Origin of the sequence: Pantoea stewartii subsp. stewartii (assembly GCF_008801695.1) — a bacterium.
GTDB lineage: Bacteria > Pseudomonadota > Gammaproteobacteria > Enterobacterales > Enterobacteriaceae > Pantoea > Pantoea stewartii.
On sequence record NZ_VZPF01000007.1, the window covers coordinates 23,093 to 40,146 of the forward strand.

The 17,054-nt window shown below is 53.5% G+C and carries 20 protein-coding genes and 1 pseudogene; 7 read left to right on the forward strand and 14 right to left on the reverse strand.

Going from position 1 to position 17,054, the window contains the following annotated elements:
• Position 1: 1 nt before the first annotated feature.
• Genes F7Q90_RS03080 through F7Q90_RS03090 form a run of 3 tightly spaced genes read right to left on the reverse strand, consistent with a single transcriptional unit; the run spans position 2 to position 1,555 of the window.
• Complete coding sequence (locus tag F7Q90_RS03080; protein WP_006122039.1) at positions 2-466, reverse strand: GNAT family N-acetyltransferase; 465 nt, start codon at positions 464-466, stop codon at positions 2-4.
• Positions 467-525: 59 nt separating this feature from the next.
• Positions 526-1,128 carry a LysE family translocator gene (locus F7Q90_RS03085; protein WP_006122040.1) on the reverse strand — a complete coding sequence of 201 codons (603 nt, stop codon included), beginning with the start codon at positions 1,126-1,128 and terminating at the stop codon, positions 526-528.
• Between the two features lie 52 nt (positions 1,129-1,180).
• The gene (locus F7Q90_RS03090; protein WP_006122041.1) at positions 1,181-1,555 is read right to left on the reverse strand and encodes a VOC family protein; all 375 of its coding nucleotides are present in this window, start codon (positions 1,553-1,555) and stop codon (positions 1,181-1,183) included.
• Between the two features lie 65 nt (positions 1,556-1,620).
• On the opposite strand from F7Q90_RS03090, the pseudogene F7Q90_RS03095 reads away from it, so the two are divergent.
• Positions 1,621-2,014: pseudogene (locus F7Q90_RS03095) on the forward strand (YybH family protein).
• 23 nt (positions 2,015-2,037) lie between these two features.
• Here F7Q90_RS03095 and F7Q90_RS03100 read toward each other — a convergent pair.
• Both F7Q90_RS03100 and F7Q90_RS03105 read right to left on the reverse strand, forming a co-directional pair.
• A complete protein-coding gene (locus F7Q90_RS03100; protein WP_006122042.1) occupies positions 2,038-2,451 on the reverse strand; it encodes an ASCH domain-containing protein in 414 nt (137 codons plus the stop codon).
• Between the two features lie 59 nt (positions 2,452-2,510).
• Positions 2,511-3,062: a hypothetical protein gene (locus F7Q90_RS03105; RefSeq protein ID WP_006122043.1), complete on the reverse strand. Its 552-nt coding sequence runs from the start codon at positions 3,060-3,062 to the stop codon at positions 2,511-2,513.
• Between the two features lie 343 nt (positions 3,063-3,405).
• Between F7Q90_RS03105 and F7Q90_RS03110 the strand changes: the two genes are divergently transcribed.
• The 3 genes from F7Q90_RS03110 (at position 3,406) to F7Q90_RS03120 (ending at position 5,659) form a co-directional block, all read left to right on the forward strand.
• Complete coding sequence (locus tag F7Q90_RS03110) at positions 3,406-3,990, forward strand: flavin reductase family protein (RefSeq protein WP_006122044.1); 585 nt, start codon at positions 3,406-3,408, stop codon at positions 3,988-3,990.
• Positions 3,991-4,002: 12 nt separating this feature from the next.
• Positions 4,003-5,019, forward strand: coding sequence for an NADPH-dependent aldehyde reductase Ahr (ahr, locus tag F7Q90_RS03115; protein WP_006122045.1), 1,017 nt, complete (start codon positions 4,003-4,005; stop codon positions 5,017-5,019).
• A gap of 112 nt (positions 5,020-5,131) precedes the next feature.
• Entirely contained in the window at positions 5,132-5,659 is a 528-nt protein-coding gene (locus F7Q90_RS03120; RefSeq protein ID WP_006122046.1) for a sterol desaturase family protein, read from the forward strand.
• Here the strand turns inward: F7Q90_RS03120 and crtB are convergent.
• The 6 genes from crtB to F7Q90_RS03150 form a co-directional block, all read right to left on the reverse strand.
• The gene (crtB, locus tag F7Q90_RS03125; RefSeq protein WP_006122047.1) at positions 5,598-6,527 is read right to left on the reverse strand and encodes a 15-cis-phytoene synthase CrtB; all 930 of its coding nucleotides are present in this window, start codon (positions 6,525-6,527) and stop codon (positions 5,598-5,600) included. The two genes, F7Q90_RS03120 and crtB, sit on opposite strands and share 62 nt — an antisense overlap.
• Positions 6,524-8,002 (reverse strand): phytoene desaturase, encoded by a 1,479-nt coding sequence (locus tag F7Q90_RS03130; protein ID WP_006122048.1) that lies wholly within the window; start codon positions 8,000-8,002, stop codon positions 6,524-6,526. Before F7Q90_RS03130 ends, crtB begins: the two co-directional genes overlap by 4 nt.
• Positions 8,003-8,013: 11 nt before the next feature.
• A complete protein-coding gene (gene crtY / locus F7Q90_RS03135; protein ID WP_006122049.1) occupies positions 8,014-9,162 on the reverse strand; it encodes a lycopene beta-cyclase CrtY in 1,149 nt (382 codons plus the stop codon).
• Positions 9,146-10,441: a glycosyltransferase gene (locus F7Q90_RS03140; RefSeq protein ID WP_006122050.1), complete on the reverse strand. Its 1,296-nt coding sequence runs from the start codon at positions 10,439-10,441 to the stop codon at positions 9,146-9,148. Before F7Q90_RS03140 ends, crtY begins: the two co-directional genes overlap by 17 nt.
• Positions 10,442-10,450: 9 nt before the next feature.
• Positions 10,451-11,362: a polyprenyl synthetase family protein gene (locus F7Q90_RS03145; RefSeq protein ID WP_006122051.1), complete on the reverse strand. Its 912-nt coding sequence runs from the start codon at positions 11,360-11,362 to the stop codon at positions 10,451-10,453.
• 246 nt (positions 11,363-11,608) lie between these two features.
• On the reverse strand, positions 11,609-12,139 hold the full coding sequence (locus F7Q90_RS03150) for a YtfJ family protein (RefSeq protein WP_044243090.1): 531 nt from the start codon (positions 12,137-12,139) through the stop codon (positions 11,609-11,611).
• 183 nt (positions 12,140-12,322) lie between these two features.
• On the opposite strand from F7Q90_RS03150, the gene F7Q90_RS03155 reads away from it, so the two are divergent.
• The gene (locus F7Q90_RS03155; RefSeq protein WP_377776261.1) at positions 12,323-12,526 is read left to right on the forward strand and encodes a hypothetical protein; all 204 of its coding nucleotides are present in this window, start codon (positions 12,323-12,325) and stop codon (positions 12,524-12,526) included.
• 60 nt (positions 12,527-12,586) lie between these two features.
• Here the strand turns inward: F7Q90_RS03155 and F7Q90_RS03160 are convergent, their stop codons facing one another.
• Positions 12,587-14,314: a DUF2534 family protein gene (locus F7Q90_RS03160; protein WP_006122054.1), complete on the reverse strand. Its 1,728-nt coding sequence runs from the start codon at positions 14,312-14,314 to the stop codon at positions 12,587-12,589.
• 67 nt (positions 14,315-14,381) lie between these two features.
• Complete coding sequence (locus tag F7Q90_RS03165) at positions 14,382-14,807, reverse strand: DUF2946 domain-containing protein (RefSeq protein WP_006122055.1); 426 nt, start codon at positions 14,805-14,807, stop codon at positions 14,382-14,384.
• Positions 14,808-15,013: 206 nt separating this feature from the next.
• Here F7Q90_RS03165 and F7Q90_RS03170 point away from each other — a divergent pair, with 206 nt between their 5' ends.
• Complete coding sequence (locus tag F7Q90_RS03170) at positions 15,014-15,955, forward strand: D-2-hydroxyacid dehydrogenase (RefSeq protein ID WP_006122056.1); 942 nt, start codon at positions 15,014-15,016, stop codon at positions 15,953-15,955.
• Position 15,956: 1 nt separating this feature from the next.
• Here the strand turns inward: F7Q90_RS03170 and glsB are convergent, their stop codons facing one another.
• Positions 15,957-16,877 (reverse strand): glutaminase B, encoded by a 921-nt coding sequence (gene glsB, locus F7Q90_RS03175; protein ID WP_006122057.1) that lies wholly within the window; start codon positions 16,875-16,877, stop codon positions 15,957-15,959.
• 22 nt (positions 16,878-16,899) lie between these two features.
• Between glsB and F7Q90_RS26580 the strand changes: the two genes are divergently transcribed.
• Positions 16,900-17,049, forward strand: a complete 150-nt coding sequence (locus tag F7Q90_RS26580; RefSeq protein WP_155489655.1) for a hypothetical protein — start codon at positions 16,900-16,902, stop codon at positions 17,047-17,049.
• The last annotated feature ends 5 nt before the right edge of the window (positions 17,050-17,054 follow it).

Here is a 17,054-nt window from a genome sequence, read left to right on the forward strand (position 1 = left end):
ATCAGGCCCGGTCTGAACGACGGGCCTGATAGATATCGGGTCGGGTAATCGTCCAGGCGTAATCGGGCCGGTTGACGGGCTCGTAACCGAACTTTTTATATAGCCATGGCGCGGTTGAGGTGAACAGTAGCATCCTGCGAAGTTTATCCACGATGGGATGGGACTGACAGCAGGTAATCAGCCAACCTCCCAGACCTGCGCCCTGATACTCTTCCAGCACGTAGACATCACATAAATAGGCAAAGGTGGCGTAATCAGTAACAAAGCGGGCAAATCCGATCTGCTGTTGATGATGAAAAAGGCCAAAATTTAAGCTGTTCTCTACCGACAGGGCCACGGTTTCTCCATCAATACCGGCTGCCCATGTTGAGCGGGTGAGATAGCGATGAATCGCCTCAATATCCATCCTTGCGCGATCTGTCGTGATCAGATAATCGTCTTTATACCATTGCTGAACGGCTACCATCTGTTTCCCTCTGCCTTCCGATATGAATGAAAGTTATGATGACCGCGTTGAGCTGACGATCAGGATACCAGGTTGTGTACGGCAATCACTATCAGCAAAAGGCCCCCTGCCATGTTTACATAGCGTTTCAGAACAACGGGATTCACGCTTTGCGCTGAAAAAACCAGTAGCTGGCTGATAAGCGTGAGCCAGAGACACATCACTACAATGTGTACGGTGGCCAGGCTCAGGAAGGCAGCCAAATCGGTTCTGTCGCCTGTAAACTGGGAAACCACCGTCAGGTAGAACAGGATAGCTTTAGGGTTAATGACGTTGGCCAGCCAGGCGCCTTTTATCGTCACCGCTCTGTCCATGGCGTTCAGCGTAAAGGTTTTTGTCTTTATCCCGGTGATAAACAGCAGTCCGCCAAGCCACAGTAAATAAACGCCCCCCACTATCTTTAGCCAGGTGAACAGTGTGGATGACGCCACCAGCGCCGTCGACAGCCCCAGTCCAATCAGCAGCGCGTGCGTGTAAATACCCAGCGCAGTGCCGAACAGTGTTTTAAACAAGCCTCTGTAGCCTGATGTAAGTGCACTGTTCATCGCCAGAGTGAAACTCGCCCCAGGTGACAGCGCAATCGGCAACAGTGCAGGCAGAAAGCCAGCGAGATTAATATCCAACGGCTCTCCGTTTACAAGGCTTTTTCGCTGCGTGCACAGAACCGATCATACACTATGACGGATTGTAAAAAGCACACAGCTTGTTACCGGTGGGATCTCTGAGATAAGCGACACAGCGACCATCGGTTTCTCTGATATGCGGTGGGGATTCAGCCGAGGTTCCGCCGTTTTCGAGACCCTGCTGATGCCAGCGGAAGACGGCGTCAGATGAGGGCATCGCAAAGCCAATGGTTCCGCCATTGGCAAAGGTGGCGGGTTGACCATTAATGGGCTTAGTGACAATAAAACGTTGGTTATTTTTCGAATAAAAAGGGCGGCCTATGGCATCAATTCCCTGCTCTTCACACGCTATTACGGCAAAAATGGCGTCATAGAATTTTTTAGCCTGTTCAATATCGTCTGTACCAACAACCATATGACTAAACATGATTAACTCCTTTTAACATCGGTAAGCATATACTTAACATACCCGCAATGTGTGCGGAAGAGCTGATGAATGAGCTACCTGTTTTACAGGTTATCAGACGATGCGACAGGGCGATGACTTCCCGTGGTTACGACGCATTGATGCAGCACTATGCATAGGATGCCTGCCTGATGATAAAGCCGGGAATGACGGTAACGCGCAAAGCCGCCATGCGTCGTGCTTTTAAGGCCATTGTTCAGGATAAGCGTGTGGTTGAGCAGGGCAGAATGGCGGTCATTGAGGGGGGAAACGGCGCTGGTGATCATGGAAACCGTGCTGCGTTATCCCTGTCAGCAGGAAAACCATGTTGAAACGACCCGGCGCGCCACCTATGTGTTTCGCCGGGACCGTGATGGTCAATGGCGCTGCACCGTTGATTCGGCCTGCTGCCCCGGAATGAAAACGCCCGTTCGGATGTAATACGGGCGCGAACGGGCGGTTTGTCAGATGACTTCCACCAGCTGGAAGGTTTCAAAGATCAGCTCCATTTCGGGACTGAATCCGCCGTTGCGCTGGAAGAAGCGTTGATGTTCACGCTGCCAGTATTCAAGACTCAGGTCGCCTTCTCCTTCCATCATGGCCATTTCCGGCGTGACGCGATCAAAGCGCGTCAGAAAAAGCCCGGTCGTTCTGACGACGCACAGCGGTTTTTTCTCGCCATCTAAAATAATGTTGTAACCGCCAGGCAGCGGCCTGACGTCGTCATCGTACCAGCCCTGCAACGAGCTGCAGGTGGCAATTTTCTTCCCGGTCAGGACCAGGGTCGCCAGTTCATTCGCCAGCTCAGGTGAATCGCCAAATGACCACGACAGTGCGCCAGGATATTTAGCCTTTATTTGTTCCACATTCATTGTCATGGGAATATTACGTCCGTTTATGGGTTATCCACTCAGTTTGTGTGCATCGCAGGGGAATATCAGGCCAAAAGGCGTTCTGCCCACTGTTCAACCGAATCGCCGCTGCCGATATCGGGCTGGACCAGACCATAAATCATGAAGGTTGGCGAAACATGAATCCCGTTCTGACGGGCATACTTACAGTGCCATTTCACCAGATTTTGTAAGTCAGGGCGATCGAAAGCCGCATAAGCATCAATGCCGCTGTAATCCCTGAGCCGTGCCAGGAGTTGGTTAGGCGTGGTGTCCATGTTAGGACCACGGCAGTGGTCAGTGAACTCAAACGCTTCGCGGTGATCGGCCACCGCCTGGAGGACGGCTTTAGTCGCCGCTTTACCTTGTACTGAGGCGGCAAGAATATAGCGCACAATAACCCCGGAATACATATGCCAGGGCTGGGACTGAAGATGGACTTTAAGCGTCATCTTATCTTCTCCGACCAGGCTCAGGAGCGCATCCAGCTTATTGAAAGCCCGAACGGAGAAAGGGCAGGTGGGCTCGATAAAAACTTCAAAAAGATGAGGCCCATGACCCCAGGTAAGCGGTTCTGCCCGTAGTGTTTCATTGTTCATAGCGGCTCCTGTTGTAAAGCATGAAAGTTGGCTTCAATGACTGTGACAAACTTAGCCAGGTTCTGCCAGTGCAGACCTTATTTTAAACCGATAAGGATTAATCTCATTTCTCCCACATCAAACCAAACCAAACTAGAATTAGCTATCCGGCGGTTTCGCTTTAAAGGCCAGCACTATCAGATTTCATCAATGTTAAATCATGATATTAAACATTATTTTTAACGTTAAGGCACAAAGCGGCAAACTGAAGCGAAATAAAAGCCGCTAAGGTAACGCGCTTTATTCCCTGATATTGGGGTTCAGTCGCGTCATTTATGCTTGGTTCAGGTCTGAGGAACACTGCATGTCGCATTTTCGTCCGGTAGCGCTGGAACACGCAAGCCGTCTGCTTAATCACGGTCCCACGGTGTTAATTACCAGTCGCGACAGTCAGTCAAAGCGCCGCAACATCATGGCCGCAGCCTGGTCGTTACCCGTTGAGTTCACACCAGCAAGAATGGCTATCGTTGTGGATAAATCCACATTGTCACGTGAGATCATTGAAGCCAGCGGGGCATTTGGCATTTGTGTACCGGCGGCGGGTTTTGTGGATATGGCTTATGCGGTGGGCAGCACGTCCGGGCGCGATCAGGACAAGTTTGCCGACTTCGCTATTCAGGCACACGAAAGTCCGCACTATGGCGTGCCGTTGCTGGAAGAGAGCTGTGTCGCGTGGATGGAGTGCCGTCTGCTGCCTGAAACGGAAGCGCAACAGGCCTATGACACGCTGTTTGGTGAGGTGATCACTGCGGCGGCTGACAGCCGGGTATTTTATGACGGCCGCTGGCATTTCGAGGCCGTGGATCCCGCGCTCCATACATTACATCATCTTGGCGGTGGTCAGTTCGTGACCGTTGCGAATACGCTGACTGCCAAATCAACGCGTTAAAAGAGGTACAGAATGACAATTAAGAGTTACGCAGCCATGCAGGCGGGACAAGCGCTGGAGCGTTACGACTATGATCCCGGCCCGTTGGACGCTGAAGATGTTGAAGTCGAGGTTGAGTATTGTGGTGTCTGTCACTCCGACCTGTCGATGATCGATAACGAGTGGGGAATTTCGGCTTATCCCGTGGTTGCTGGTCATGAGGTCATCGGACGCGTAGCCGCACTGGGCGACAGTGCAAAAAATAAAGGGCTGAAAGTTGGTCAGCGCGTGGGCATTGGCTGGACGGCCAAGAGCTGCCAGCACTGCGATCCCTGCATCAGTGGCGATCACGTTAACTGTGCACAGGGTACGACGACGACCATCGGCAACCACGGCGGTTTCGCTGAGAAGCTGCGTGCTAACTGGCAATGGGTCATTCCGCTGCCGGAAAAACTGGATCCTGCCACGGCAGGCCCACTGCTCTGCGGCGGTATCACGGTATTTAAGCCTCTGCTGATGCACAACATCACGGCGATGAGCCGGGTTGGTGTGATCGGGATTGGTGGACTGGGTCATATCGCCATTAAAATCCTGCATGCCATGGGGGCGGAAGTAACGGCGTTCAGTTCATCTGAAAGCAAAAAGCAGGCTATCCTCGACATGGGGGCAGACCATGTGGTGAACAGTCGCGATCCCGAGGCGCTGAAAGCGCTGGCCGGTCAGTTCGATCTGATTATCAGCACTGTCGCGGTCGATCTTGACTGGCAGCCGTACTTTGCGGCACTGGCTCCTCGCGGCAAGTTCCATACAGTCGGCGCGGTGCTGAAACCTTTCGATGTCCCGGCTTTTAGTCTGATTCTGGGCGACCGTGCCGTTACTGGCTCGTCAACAGGCTCTCCGGCTCAGTTACGTTCACTGCTGAAGCTGGCTGGTCGTGCAGATATCGCCCCAACGGTAGAGTACTTCCCAATGTCCAAAATTAACGATGCGCTGGCGCACGTACGCGCGGGTAAAGCCAATTACCGCGTGGTTCTGAAGGCGGATTTCTGATGCCAGGCGCGCCTTTCTGGCGCGCCTTTTCTCTTTCCCGTAAGTAGACGGGCTAATCTCTGTTAAAATTAACTCCTCACGTTTGATGCCGGACGTCTGTACTGGAGAGATTATGTTGTGGATTTGGAATGCCCTGATCGTGTTTGTCACCGTGGTCGGCATGGAAGTGGTTGCTGCACTGGCACATAAATACATCATGCACGGCTGGGGTTGGGGCTGGCATCTTTCACATCATGAACCGCGTAAAGGCGCATTTGAAGTTAACGATCTCTATGCCGTGGTATTCGCCATTGTGTCGATTGCCCTGATTTACTTCGGCAGTACAGGAATCTGGCCGCTCCAGTGGATTGGTGCAGGCATGACCGCTTATGGTTTACTGTATTTTATGGTCCACGACGGACTGGTACACCAGCGCTGGCCGTTCCGCTACATACCGCGCAAAGGCTACCTGAAACGGTTATACATGGCCCACCGTATGCATCATGCTGTAAGGGGAAAAGAGGGCTGCGTGTCCTTTGGTTTTCTGTACGCGCCACCGTTATCTAAACTTCAGGCGACGCTGAGAGAAAGGCATGCGGCTAGATCGGGCGCTGCCAGAGATGAGCAGGACGGGGTGGATACGTCTTCATCCGGGAAGTAACTGCCTGACCGGATGCCGTCAGCAAAAGCGTTAATTTTTCGGCGGTGGACGTGGACTGGCGATGATCCCAGGCCTGCTTACCGGCCTGTTCAACTTTCACGCCAATTTTACGGTACACCTGCTTCGCTGTCGCGATGGCCCAGGCCGAGCGTAAGGGTAATTGTGCCAGACCGGCCATTGATGATACGTAATAGGGTTCCGCTTCCCGTACCAGTCGCCCGGCGATACGGCTTAAGGCCTGCCGGTTTTCTGGCGCAGCATAATTCGCTTTCGTCAGTCCTTCCTCTTCCAGCCAGCTTTCAGGCAGATAACAGCGGCCCACCTGAGCATCGTCGACAATATCACGCGCAATGTTGGTCAACTGGAAAGCCAGCCCGAGATCGCAGGCGCGATCGAGCGTGGCGTTATCGCGAACGCCCATAATTTGCGCCATCATCAGGCCCACAACACCGGCGACGTGATAGCAATAACGCAGCGTATCGTCCAGTGTCAGGTAGCGCGTTTCGCGCACATCCATGGCAAAACCTTCCAGATGGTCGAACGCGTAGGCGGGAGCGATATCATGCGCCATCGCGACCTCCTGAAACGCGGCAAAAGCGGGCTCGTGCATTTGCGAACCGGCGTAGGCCTGACGCGTTTTCATTTCAAGCTGCTGCAGGCGCTGCTCAGGCATCTGCGAAGAGGGCTGGTCGGCATGAAAGCCCAGTGTTTGATCGTCAATGACGTCGTCGCAGTGGCGGCACCATGCGTAAAGCATCAGCACGCTGCGACGGGTTTTGGCGTCGAAAAGCGTCGATGCAGTCGCAAAGCTTTTCGAGCCAACCGCCATGGTTTCGACGGCATGATTCAGTAATGACGTATTCGTCAAATCAGGTCCTCCAGCATTAAGCCTGCCGTCGCCTTCGCCGAGCCGATTACGCCGGGAATGCCCGCGCCAGGATGGGTGCCTGCGCCAACCAGATAAAGATTATCAATGTGCTTATCGCGGTTATGTGGTCGGAACCAGGCGCTCTGGGTCAGAATAGGTTCAACCGAGAAGGCCGAACCTTGCCAGGCATTGAGCTCGTCGCGGAAATCGAACGGCGTAAACATACGGTGCGTCACCAACTGGCTTCGCAAGCCAGGCATGTAATGTTGCTCAAGGTAGTCAAAAATACGATCGCGCAGTCGGGGTCCTTCTACCGCCCAGTCGAGGTTCGCCGTGCCTAAGTGTGGAACAGGCGCCAGCACATAATAGCTGCCGCACCCTTCCGGTGCCAGTGACGGATCCGTGACACAAGGTGCGTGTAAATAAAGCGAAAAATCCTCAGCCAGACCATCATGGTTAAAAATTTCGTGAATCAGTTCACGGTAGCGTGGCCCAAAACAGACGGTATGATGGGCGAGTTGATCGTGATGATGGTTGAGACCAAAATAGAGTACAAACAGTGAGTTACTCATACGCTTGGATTGCAGTTTTTTCGCCTGCTTAGCGGCTGCGGGATGCTGAGACAGCAGATCGCGATAGGTATGTACAACATCAGCGTTCGACGCCACCGCGCAGGTTTCAAACCGTCTGCCGTCTTCCAACTGCACGGCCTGAATCTTGTCCCCAACGGTTTCCATATGACTGACCCGGGCGTTAAGCACGACTTCGCCGCCCAGATCCTGAAACAGCTTGATCATGCCATTGACCAGCGCACCGGTTCCACCGCGTGGAAACCAGACGCCCCATTCCCGTTCTAACGCGTGAATCAGCGTATAAATGGACGAGGTTGCAAACGGATTCCCCCCCACTAAGAGCGAGTGAAAAGAAAACGCCTGCCGAAGATGCTCATCCTCAATGTAGCCGGCAACTTTACTGTAAACGCTGCGCCATGCCTGCAGCTTTGCCAACTGGGGCGCGGCCCGAAGCATGTCTTTGAACGATAAAAAAGGCACAGTGCCGAGCTTCAGATAGCCCTCATTGAATACGGCACGCGAATAGTCAAGGAACGCTCGATAACCCGCAACATCGCGCGGATTAAACTGCTGTATCTGCGCTTCTAACTGGGCCTGGTCGTTATCGTAATTGAAGACCTTGCCGGACTCCCAGCACAGGCGATAAAACGGCGTGACCGGCAACAGCTCGACGTAATCCTTAAGCTGTTTACCGGCCAGAGCAAACAGTTCTTCAATCGCGCTGGGATCGGTGATAACGGTAGGGCCTGCATCAAAAGTAAAGCCCTGCTCCTGATAAACATAAGCCCGGCCACCCGGCTTGTCGCGCTGCTCAAGCAGCAAAACAGGAATACCTGCGGCCTGTAAACGAATTGCCAGTGCCAGGCCACCAAAGCCCGCACCAATTACCGTAGTTGGTTTCATGTAGTCGCTCTTCAACGATGAGTCGTCATAATTGCCTGCAATGCCGCGAAAACGGGAACGGGCGGCTTGCCGCTCAGAATGCGTAGCCGATCGGTCACGGTGAGTTTTCCCGCATAAAAGCGGGCAATCAAATCCTCGGGTAAGCCATAGAAACGCTGCATCACACGCCAGCGTGACTCGGCCGGTCCGGCTAAAAACAACATGCGATTCAGCATGCGGAAAAACCCCTGTTGCTGCCAACGTTGCTGGGCAAAGTGAGCAATCGTCTGGTGAACAGAGGAAGAGGTAAACACATCCAGCGCGCTGAGACGATCGGCCAGCGCCACCGCGAGCGGTAGGGAGTAGCCGGTTGTCGGATGAAACAGCCCGGCGCGTAATCCGCTACAGGCTTGCGGTTGCTGTTGCCAAAACTGACGATTATCGCCCGTTAACGTAATGGGCAATGCACCCTGTTCTTCCCGCAGCAACGTCTGTAACGGCCAACCCTGTCGCGCAGCATAATCGCGAATGTTCTGACGCGCCCGTTCGGCCTGAAGATTAGCCTTGTCAATGTAGTGTGTGTCTTCGATCAGCAGTGCGGTTGCGGAAAGCGGCAGGGTATAAACAAAGCGGTAGCCATTTTGCTGATCGACCGTCGCATCCATGATAATCGGTGACGATAAACCATGCGGCGCGCTCAGTTGCCACTCCTGACCGATAAATGCCTGGAATCCTACGCGTAGTGCAGAATCAGGCGTGTAACCCCGTCCGTCGATCACTGTACTGGCATGAATAATCCGGCCATCCGCTAACTGGACCGATTCAGCATGAACGGCTGAAACCGCGGTATGCAGCCATAAATGTTGTCCAAACTGTTGCCGGAGTATCCCGGCGAAATGCCGGGAGGTCACGCAGTAGTAGCCACTGTTCACATGGCGACGGCGTTGGGGGAAACGAACCTGGTAGTCGGGCCAGTGATGGACCACAAGCGGCGCTATCCAGCGATGCTGATTCAGCGTTAAATCCTCTTCGTGAAAGGACCAGGTATGGTTCCCTCCCGCCTCAGGACCCGCCTCAATAAGCAAGATCCGCATATCCGGATGCTGTTGCTGAAGCCGGAGCGCGATAAGGCCATTAGCCAGACCGGCACCGACCAGAATGAGATCATAGTGCGGTTGCATAATCCTGCCCACTGAGTACTGGCTGACAGGTCCGCATCGCCTGTTCAACAATATCGGCGGCGGCTGGTGTGCCGCCTGCCAGACGCAATGCGGCCTGAATTTTTGTCATACGCTGCGGGTAATCGGTGTTAGTCAGCAGCGATCGAATCTGCCGCGCCAGCGCATGGCTGGTAGTAAACCGAGACGCACGCTTGCCGATGCCATGATAAACAATTCGTGATGCCACGCCAGGTTGATCAAATGCCAGCGGCAGCGCCAGTAGCGGTGTGCGGGAAGCAATAGCGTCCAGTACCGTATTCATCCCACCATGTGTGATTGTCAACTGTGCCTGTGAAAGTGCTGCGGATTGATCGGCAAAATCCACAACCTGAATGTCCCCGCCCCGGGCCAGTTCACCTGCCTGCGTGGCTGAGAGGCCGCCACAGTGTGCCAACAGTAACTGCGCATCCACCTCTTCGCAGGCTTTGGCGATGGTCCTGAACAGGCCATAACGATGTCCCTGCAGGGTGCCCAGCGAGGCAAAAATACGGGGTTTGTCCGGGGACGGAAAATAAGAAGTTGATGACCCCGGCGTCCCCTGGGGTTGCCGTAACGGTCCAACCGCATGAAAGCAGTCTGGCAGCGCTTTGCGGGGAAAATCCAGTTCGGGGATCAACTGGCTGATTTGTGCCAGTGGAGAAAAACAATGATGCAGTTTTTCACGCGGGGCTAAACCCATTCTGCATGCATGATGCGCGATCACACGATCGTGACGTCGCATCAGCCAGTCATAAATTTTTTCGCTGGTGGTATAGCGTTCCCGAGCCGCATCGCTGGTGCCGTACTCGAAAGGCATCACCGCCAGAGGCAAACCCGGTTCGCGGTTGAGCGGCAGCGCGCAGGCCACCGAAACAAACGGCAGACCTGACGCTTCTGCGACTACTGCACCTGCCGGCTCCATTTGATCAACGATCACGCCCTCTATCTGCAACGCATGAAAAGCGGCGGGCAGTTCCCGGCAAAGCATATCGCTGGTACGTGCCATTTCATTGATCAGTCGTAACATCGAGGGTCCGAGTGGGTGCGCGGCCAGGTGCAGCAGGTGCGATAAGGAACCGGGAGGATGCGTTTGCAGTCCGACGGTCTGGAATCCGATATCGCTGCCCGTTACCAGCGCTTTGCAGTCATGTTGCTGAAAAAACGTAACACGATGACCGCGGGCCACTAATTCCTGAGCAAGGTTTTGCAGAGCGCGAACATGGCTGAAAAAGGGCGGTGCGATCACCGCAAAATGGCTCATGCAGCATCCTTAACTGACGGCAGCGAGTTTTTTGTCAAACCAGGCCTGAATAAAAAGTTGGGTGGTGGAATGGCCGTTTTGGCATGCCGCGGAAAGGTGTTCACTGGCCAGGCGCAAATGCTGTCGCAGGCGTTCTTCGACCGCGCCTGAGCCTAATAAATTGACCAGCGTTGATTTACCTGCATCCTGATTGATGTCTTTGCCGGTATCGGTCATGCCATCGGTAAGATCGTCAAGCAACTGAAAGGCCTGGCCGAGATCGAGCGAGAAACGATGCAGGTTCTCACGCGCTTCGCAGGACGCGTTGGCCGCAATGGACGCCATTTGCGTTGACGCGCAAAACAGCGTGCTGGTTTTAAACTGATTGGTTAGCAGTATGGCATCGGCGCTGCGGGGTTTATCGCCTTCCGAGAGGTCCTTAAACTGGCCCTGAACCAGACCCTGCATGCCAATCGCAGTGGACAGCTCCGACACCGCGCGAGTTTTGGCTATCGGCGTCAGACCTTCAGCCTCGGCAATCACCCCAAACGCTTTGCTGAGTAAAGCGACCGCCGCCAGAATCGCCACATGTTCACCGTACTGCGTGTGAATGGTGGGACGCCCCCGACGCATCTGCGCATCGTCCATGCAGGGCATATCATCCAGAATCAGCGAGGCAGCATGCACCATTTCAACCGCGCAGGCTAAATCCAGTAATCCCCCGTGACTGATCGCACAGCCAAGATCGCGCGCTGTTAATAACAGCAGCATCGGACGAATACGTTTGCCCGGTGCCAGCGTGCCTTCACGCATCGCGGCACCCACACAATCCCGCTCACCCTGAACCGGCAGTAACTGATCAAGGCGGCTATCGATATCAGCCAGCAACTGCTCAGCCGAAATGCCAGTAAGGTGAACGTGTTTTTTTGCGCAGACCATCATTCGGGCTGTCCTTATTAACGGATACATTTACGACAACGCTAAAACGTGCGATGCCATTTTAAAAGACACTTTAACTGCCAGAGCATCGTTGGCAGGGCTACCCGTTTTTTTACCGTTCGGGTTTTCAGTTTTTATTGGGCTAAACCCATATAATTAATACTAGTTGAGCTTTAAGAAAAGAGGGGAAATTCATCAACCTCCGTCACTGCCCTCTGCCGGACTGGCCTTAATCACCTGGATCGTTCTTCAGCGCGTCAGCACCCGTAATAGCGAAATAATCTGCGAAATGTCATCCGCGCTCAGGGGAGTGTCTTTGGCAAATTGCACATTGCCTTGTGCGTCAAGAACAATTGCCGCCGCCCCGCCCGGTTTAAGCTGCCAGCGATGGCGGGCAAGGCCACTGCTGTCAATGATGAACTGCTGCCACGGCGACGCTTTTTTACTGGCGCGAATGCTGTTAACCACAAAAATACTGCTGCCCGGCAGCGCATCGTCGGTATTAACGATGGTGGTTGTCTGAAAGGTATTTTCCGGCAGACTGGCCTGCTGAATGGCGCTGATGAGGCCTGCGGACTGCTCTTTAGCCGATAACCGGCCAGCCACATGAATAAGTAAACGGGCTTTTCCTGTAAGTGACTGACTGTTCCAGGTTTGGTAGTGAATTTGACCGTTGCGTAACTGCATTTCACCTTTATCTGCGACAGAAACGGCCGGAACAGGTTTGCCCATCGTAAATGTGTGAGCATGAGACCAACAGGAAACAAGAAAAAGCACCATCAATCCATAACGTTGCACGTGGTCTTCTCATGTTGTCTTCAGGAGAACTTCCAGCTTAGCAACTTTCTCCCTCTTTCGTCTGTTTAATGCGTGTATATGACGCAGATCAATAAGAACTGCCCTGAATTGAACAAAAATGCAGCATTAACGACAGGTTGGGAGGTGAACATGCATGCAGAGTTTATGACATTACCCGAAATGGCGACCTATCTGGGTATTTCGCAAACAAGCCTGGTCAGAGCGCTTTGCAATCGTGGGGCGTTATATGGGGTGCCGTTGCCTGAGGGGCTGGAGCATCTGCCTTTGACGCAGCGTAACTGGTTACGCGAGGATGTGCGGCAGTTTAAACATGCGCTACAACGTGCCCATGTTATCCATCATCACTGAACGGACAAAACGTTATTATGCCTGACAGCAATGTCGCCCGCTTTTAGCGGGCGACATTGTTTATTTACCTTGCTCGTCGCTTTCACCCAGGAAGAAGTACCAGAGCGGAATGGACATTAAGCCTGTAAACACTGTTGTATAAAGCAAAATCATCAAGGCCTGCGTGATATACATCATCGCGGTCCAGTCGCTGAACGGAATATTGTATTGCTCAATTACACCACTCACCATGGCGCGAGCCATCACCGTTCCGACAATAATGGCGAGAATGGCGACACTGCGCAGGAAATAGCGCATCTCTTTACGCTTTACTGCAAAACGGGACTGCACAATCGCCAGCGGCGATTGTTGATCTTCCGGCGTAGCGACCACCTGGCGTACCGCACGCTGCGCTTTACGCCAGCGTTGCAGATCCAGCAGCACAAAGACCACTAAACTGACGCCCATCAGCGGCAACGCATAACCCAGAGCCATGGCGAGAATCAGGCTTGAGCCCTGAAGATAGCGGGGTAACGCCAGCCAGGCCGCGAGCAGCGTTTGCACTGGATTGGCCTGCGGCAGTGCCGGGCGTCGAATCCACCACATGCGGTAGCCGAGCACGATCATGGCGCACAAACCAAAACCAAAGAACGCGAGAAGCAACTGATTGGGTAAGCCAAACAGCACGCCCATATGCGCATCCACGCCCCAGCGCGTAAGTTTTGCGACCAGCGGGAAACGGGCAAACTCAACGTGATCAACAATGCTGAAGTCATGCGGATTTACGGATACCGAGTCGACCTGCGTCGGCCAGCGACGATCTATCTCACTGACCGTCCAGGCCTGGTCAGGGTTTTTGGGCTGGCGCAGCTCAATTTTGGCAGCGTGTAAACCGGCCAGGCGCGCGGCGTGTTCAACGCTGTCCCAGTCCGCGTCCGGCTGATTGAATACGGCGGGCATACTGGCATGATGACCCGGCATTGAAGTCTCCATCACCATGCCGTCCATGTCGGAATGATGATCGGCGTGGGGATCGGCAGGCGCAGAGGGTGCAGCCCCGTTTAATGCCGTTCTGACCTGCGGTGTCAGCCAGCCAAGATCGCTACGCATTTTATCAATATTGCTCCCGGCCCACTGCGACCAGGTCAATCCCGTAACGGAGAAAAAGATCAACCCCAGAGATAACACCAGGCCCAGCGTAATATGCCAGTATCGTGTCAGTGCAAAACCCGTCTTGCGCGTTTTTACCTGACGCCGGGGCCGGGTACCAGACCACAACACGATCCCGCCCAGCGCCGCTACCCACAACCACGACGCCGCGAGTTCACTGTAGTTGCGGCCAACATCCCCCAGAAGCAGTCCACGATGCATCTGGTCAAGCCACATCCGCAGAGGTAACACGCCGCTGGTGCCGTATACGGTCATATCACCTTTGACGCGAAGCGTATAAGGATCGATGAAAACAGAGCGTGACTCTGATGGGCCTGACTGTGCATCCGTAAATTGCACGCGAGTGGTGTCATGAGCGCCGGGCGCAGGCCGTACCGCATAAATCCGCGCATCACCAACATATCGCCGCGCCGCAGCAATCTGAGCGGACAGCGGCTGAGTGGCACCCACAGGCTCCGCGGTTAACGCATCTTTATAAATTACGTTTTCTATCTGTGGCGTCAGGACATAAAGCGTGCCGGTTAATGCCGCAATAAAAATAAACGGCGCAATAAACAGGCCAATGTAAAAATGCAAACGGCGCAAAACATTCAGTACCGTGCCGCGCGGCGGCGATGTTATTTCTTGTGAAACACTCATAGCGATTCCATATTTCGAGAATACCGGGCTTTTCTTCTTCGTGGATGACGAAGAAGAAAAGATCACATTAAGCTGAGGCGCGCATTTGCAATGGTGGGGCGCGCTGCCGGTAAACCCGCTTGTGGCGCGGTAACAGAGGGCAAAACGTATCGGGAGTCGGTGGGGCCCGGCTAATTAAACACATTAACCAGATGAACGGAATAAACACCCACAGCATAAAGGGGATATGGACCAGCAGATCGCAGTAACCACAGGCACTCATCATCATGCTGTGATCGCCCATGGCCATATCGCTATGGTGATCCCCCATCGGCATGTCGGCCATGATCATATCGTTATGCTGATCCAGCATCGACATGTCGGACATCGCCATCGCGTCACGATTTTCAGCCAGATTTTTGGATACCATCGGTGCAATGAACAACAGCAGTACCGCCAGTATCGCAAGACAGGCGGTAAAACGTTGTCGATTATAATGGGTGGCGTTAATCATCTGAACGGCGGTAGTCGGGTACACGATAGAGGCGGCAGTGTAACGCGTCAGAGAGTTTAGGGTTAAAAGAAATGCCTTTTTGCCCCAAAAAATTAGCACCTTTTGAACACCTTCACTTAATTAGATATTAAGAATAACTTATCTGTTACTGCTGCCATACATTTGAGCAACATTATTCATCCGCAAAACGTGATAAAGGATACGTCATGAAAATCGTAACGCTTGATGGCGGCACGCTGCCCGTCCCTCCTCCTCAACCTGACTGGTGCAGCGACTGGTGTTTTCGTGAAGAAACGCACGACAATGAGATTATTGAGGCGTTAAAGGGCGCAACGATTGCCATCACTAATAAAGTCCCGCTGCGTGCGGCGACGCTGGCGCAGCTTCCTGACCTGCGCTACATCTGCGTCACCGCCACGGGCTTTGATTGCATTGATATTCCGGCGTGTCGGGAACGTGGAATCGTCGTGAGTAATATCCCCGGCTATTCAACGCAAAGCGTTTCAGAATGCGTGATCGCCTTTATTTTTGCGTTGCGTCGCCAGATAGTGGAATACGCGACGCTCACGCGTGAAGTATGGCCTGCCTCTTCTCATTTTTGTTTTCACCGTTCACCGATTCAGGATATTGCGGGGGCAACATTAGGCATTGTGGGAAAAGGAGACATTGGTATCGCCGTGGGCAGGCTGGCACAGGCGCTCGGCATGAAGGTGTGCTTTGCCGAACGCAGGGACAGCACCAGGGTGCGTGAGGGCTATGTAAGTTTTGACGAGATGCTGGCCGCAAGCGATGTGATTTCGCTGCATTGTCCCCTGAGCGAACAAACCCGGCATCTGATTAACAGTGAAACCCTGAATAAGATGCAACCCCATGCGCTGTTGATCAACACAGCGCGTGGCGGTCTGATTCATGAAGCTGATTTGGCGGAGGCATTGCAACAGGGCACGATAGCCGGAGCGGCACTGGATGTGCTGAGCAGTGAGCCGCCGCCAGCCGATCATCCTCTGCTTCAGGCCGATGTGCCGAATCTGCTTGTCACACCGCATATTGCCTGGGCAAGCAAAAGTGGTATGCACAATTTGTTGCAAGGCATCATGGTCAATCTGGCTGGCTTTGAGCAAAACCGACCTGTAAATGTTGTCAGCTGAGTCAGAATATTGAGCGGCCCAGCCTGTCAGTCAGGCACTCCAGCGCGGCAGTGCCTGCCAGCGAGTTGCCTGCACTGTCCAGCCCGGGTGACCATACCGCTATACTCATTTCGCCCGGGACCACGGCAATAATACCGCCACCAACGCCCGATTTAGCGGGCATGCCGACACGCCAGGCAAATTCACCCGCCCCATCGTACATGCCACTGGTGATCATCAAGGCATTGATTTGTCGGGCCTGACGGGACGTGATGAGCGCCGAACCGTCAAGCGTTTTTCCCTGGTTTGCCAGGTAAATAAAACTGCGGGCCAGTTCAATACAGTTCATGGACAATGAGCAGTAGTGAAAGTAGGTCTGCATCACGTTGGTCACGTCGTTGTCAAAATTGCCAAATGACTTCATTAACCAGGCGATAGCCGCGTTACGGGCTGAGTGTTCAAACTCTGAACGCGCAACATGACGATCGTACTGAATATCAGGTTGCTGGCTCAGTTGACGGATAATCTCAAGCATACGCTGGCGCGGTGCTGTAAGACGCGTTTCAAGCAAATCACAGATCACCAGCGCGCCGGCGTTAATAAAAGGATTACGCGGTTTTCCCTGCTCAAGTTCAAGCTGAACCAGTGAATTGAACGGCTGACCTGAGGGCTCTTTACCCACGCGTTGCCATATCTCCGCATCCTCATAGCGCGTCAGTGCAACAGTTAAGGAGAGGACTTTAGAAATCGATTGGATGGAAAAGCGCGTTTCAGCATCACCCGCCTGAAAGACTGTGCCGTCACGCAGACAGACGGCAATACCTAAATGATCGGCAGCGACGTCGGCCAGTGCCGGAATATAATCGGCTACCTTACCGCGATGAATTAAGGGACGAACCTGTTCAAGAACCTCTTCCAACAAGGCATTACTCAGCGTGGTCACACGTTTCACTCCAGAATAAGCGATGATGGCGCAGGATGATGAGCGCCCTTCAGGCGCAAATCAATGGTTTATGGATAAAATTGCCGTGCACATCCTGAAATCATGTTCTTCGCGGGTGGCGAGTGGCAGAACAGCAGGCGTTGCTGGCGTAGTAAAATCCAGAGATAAATAAAAGCG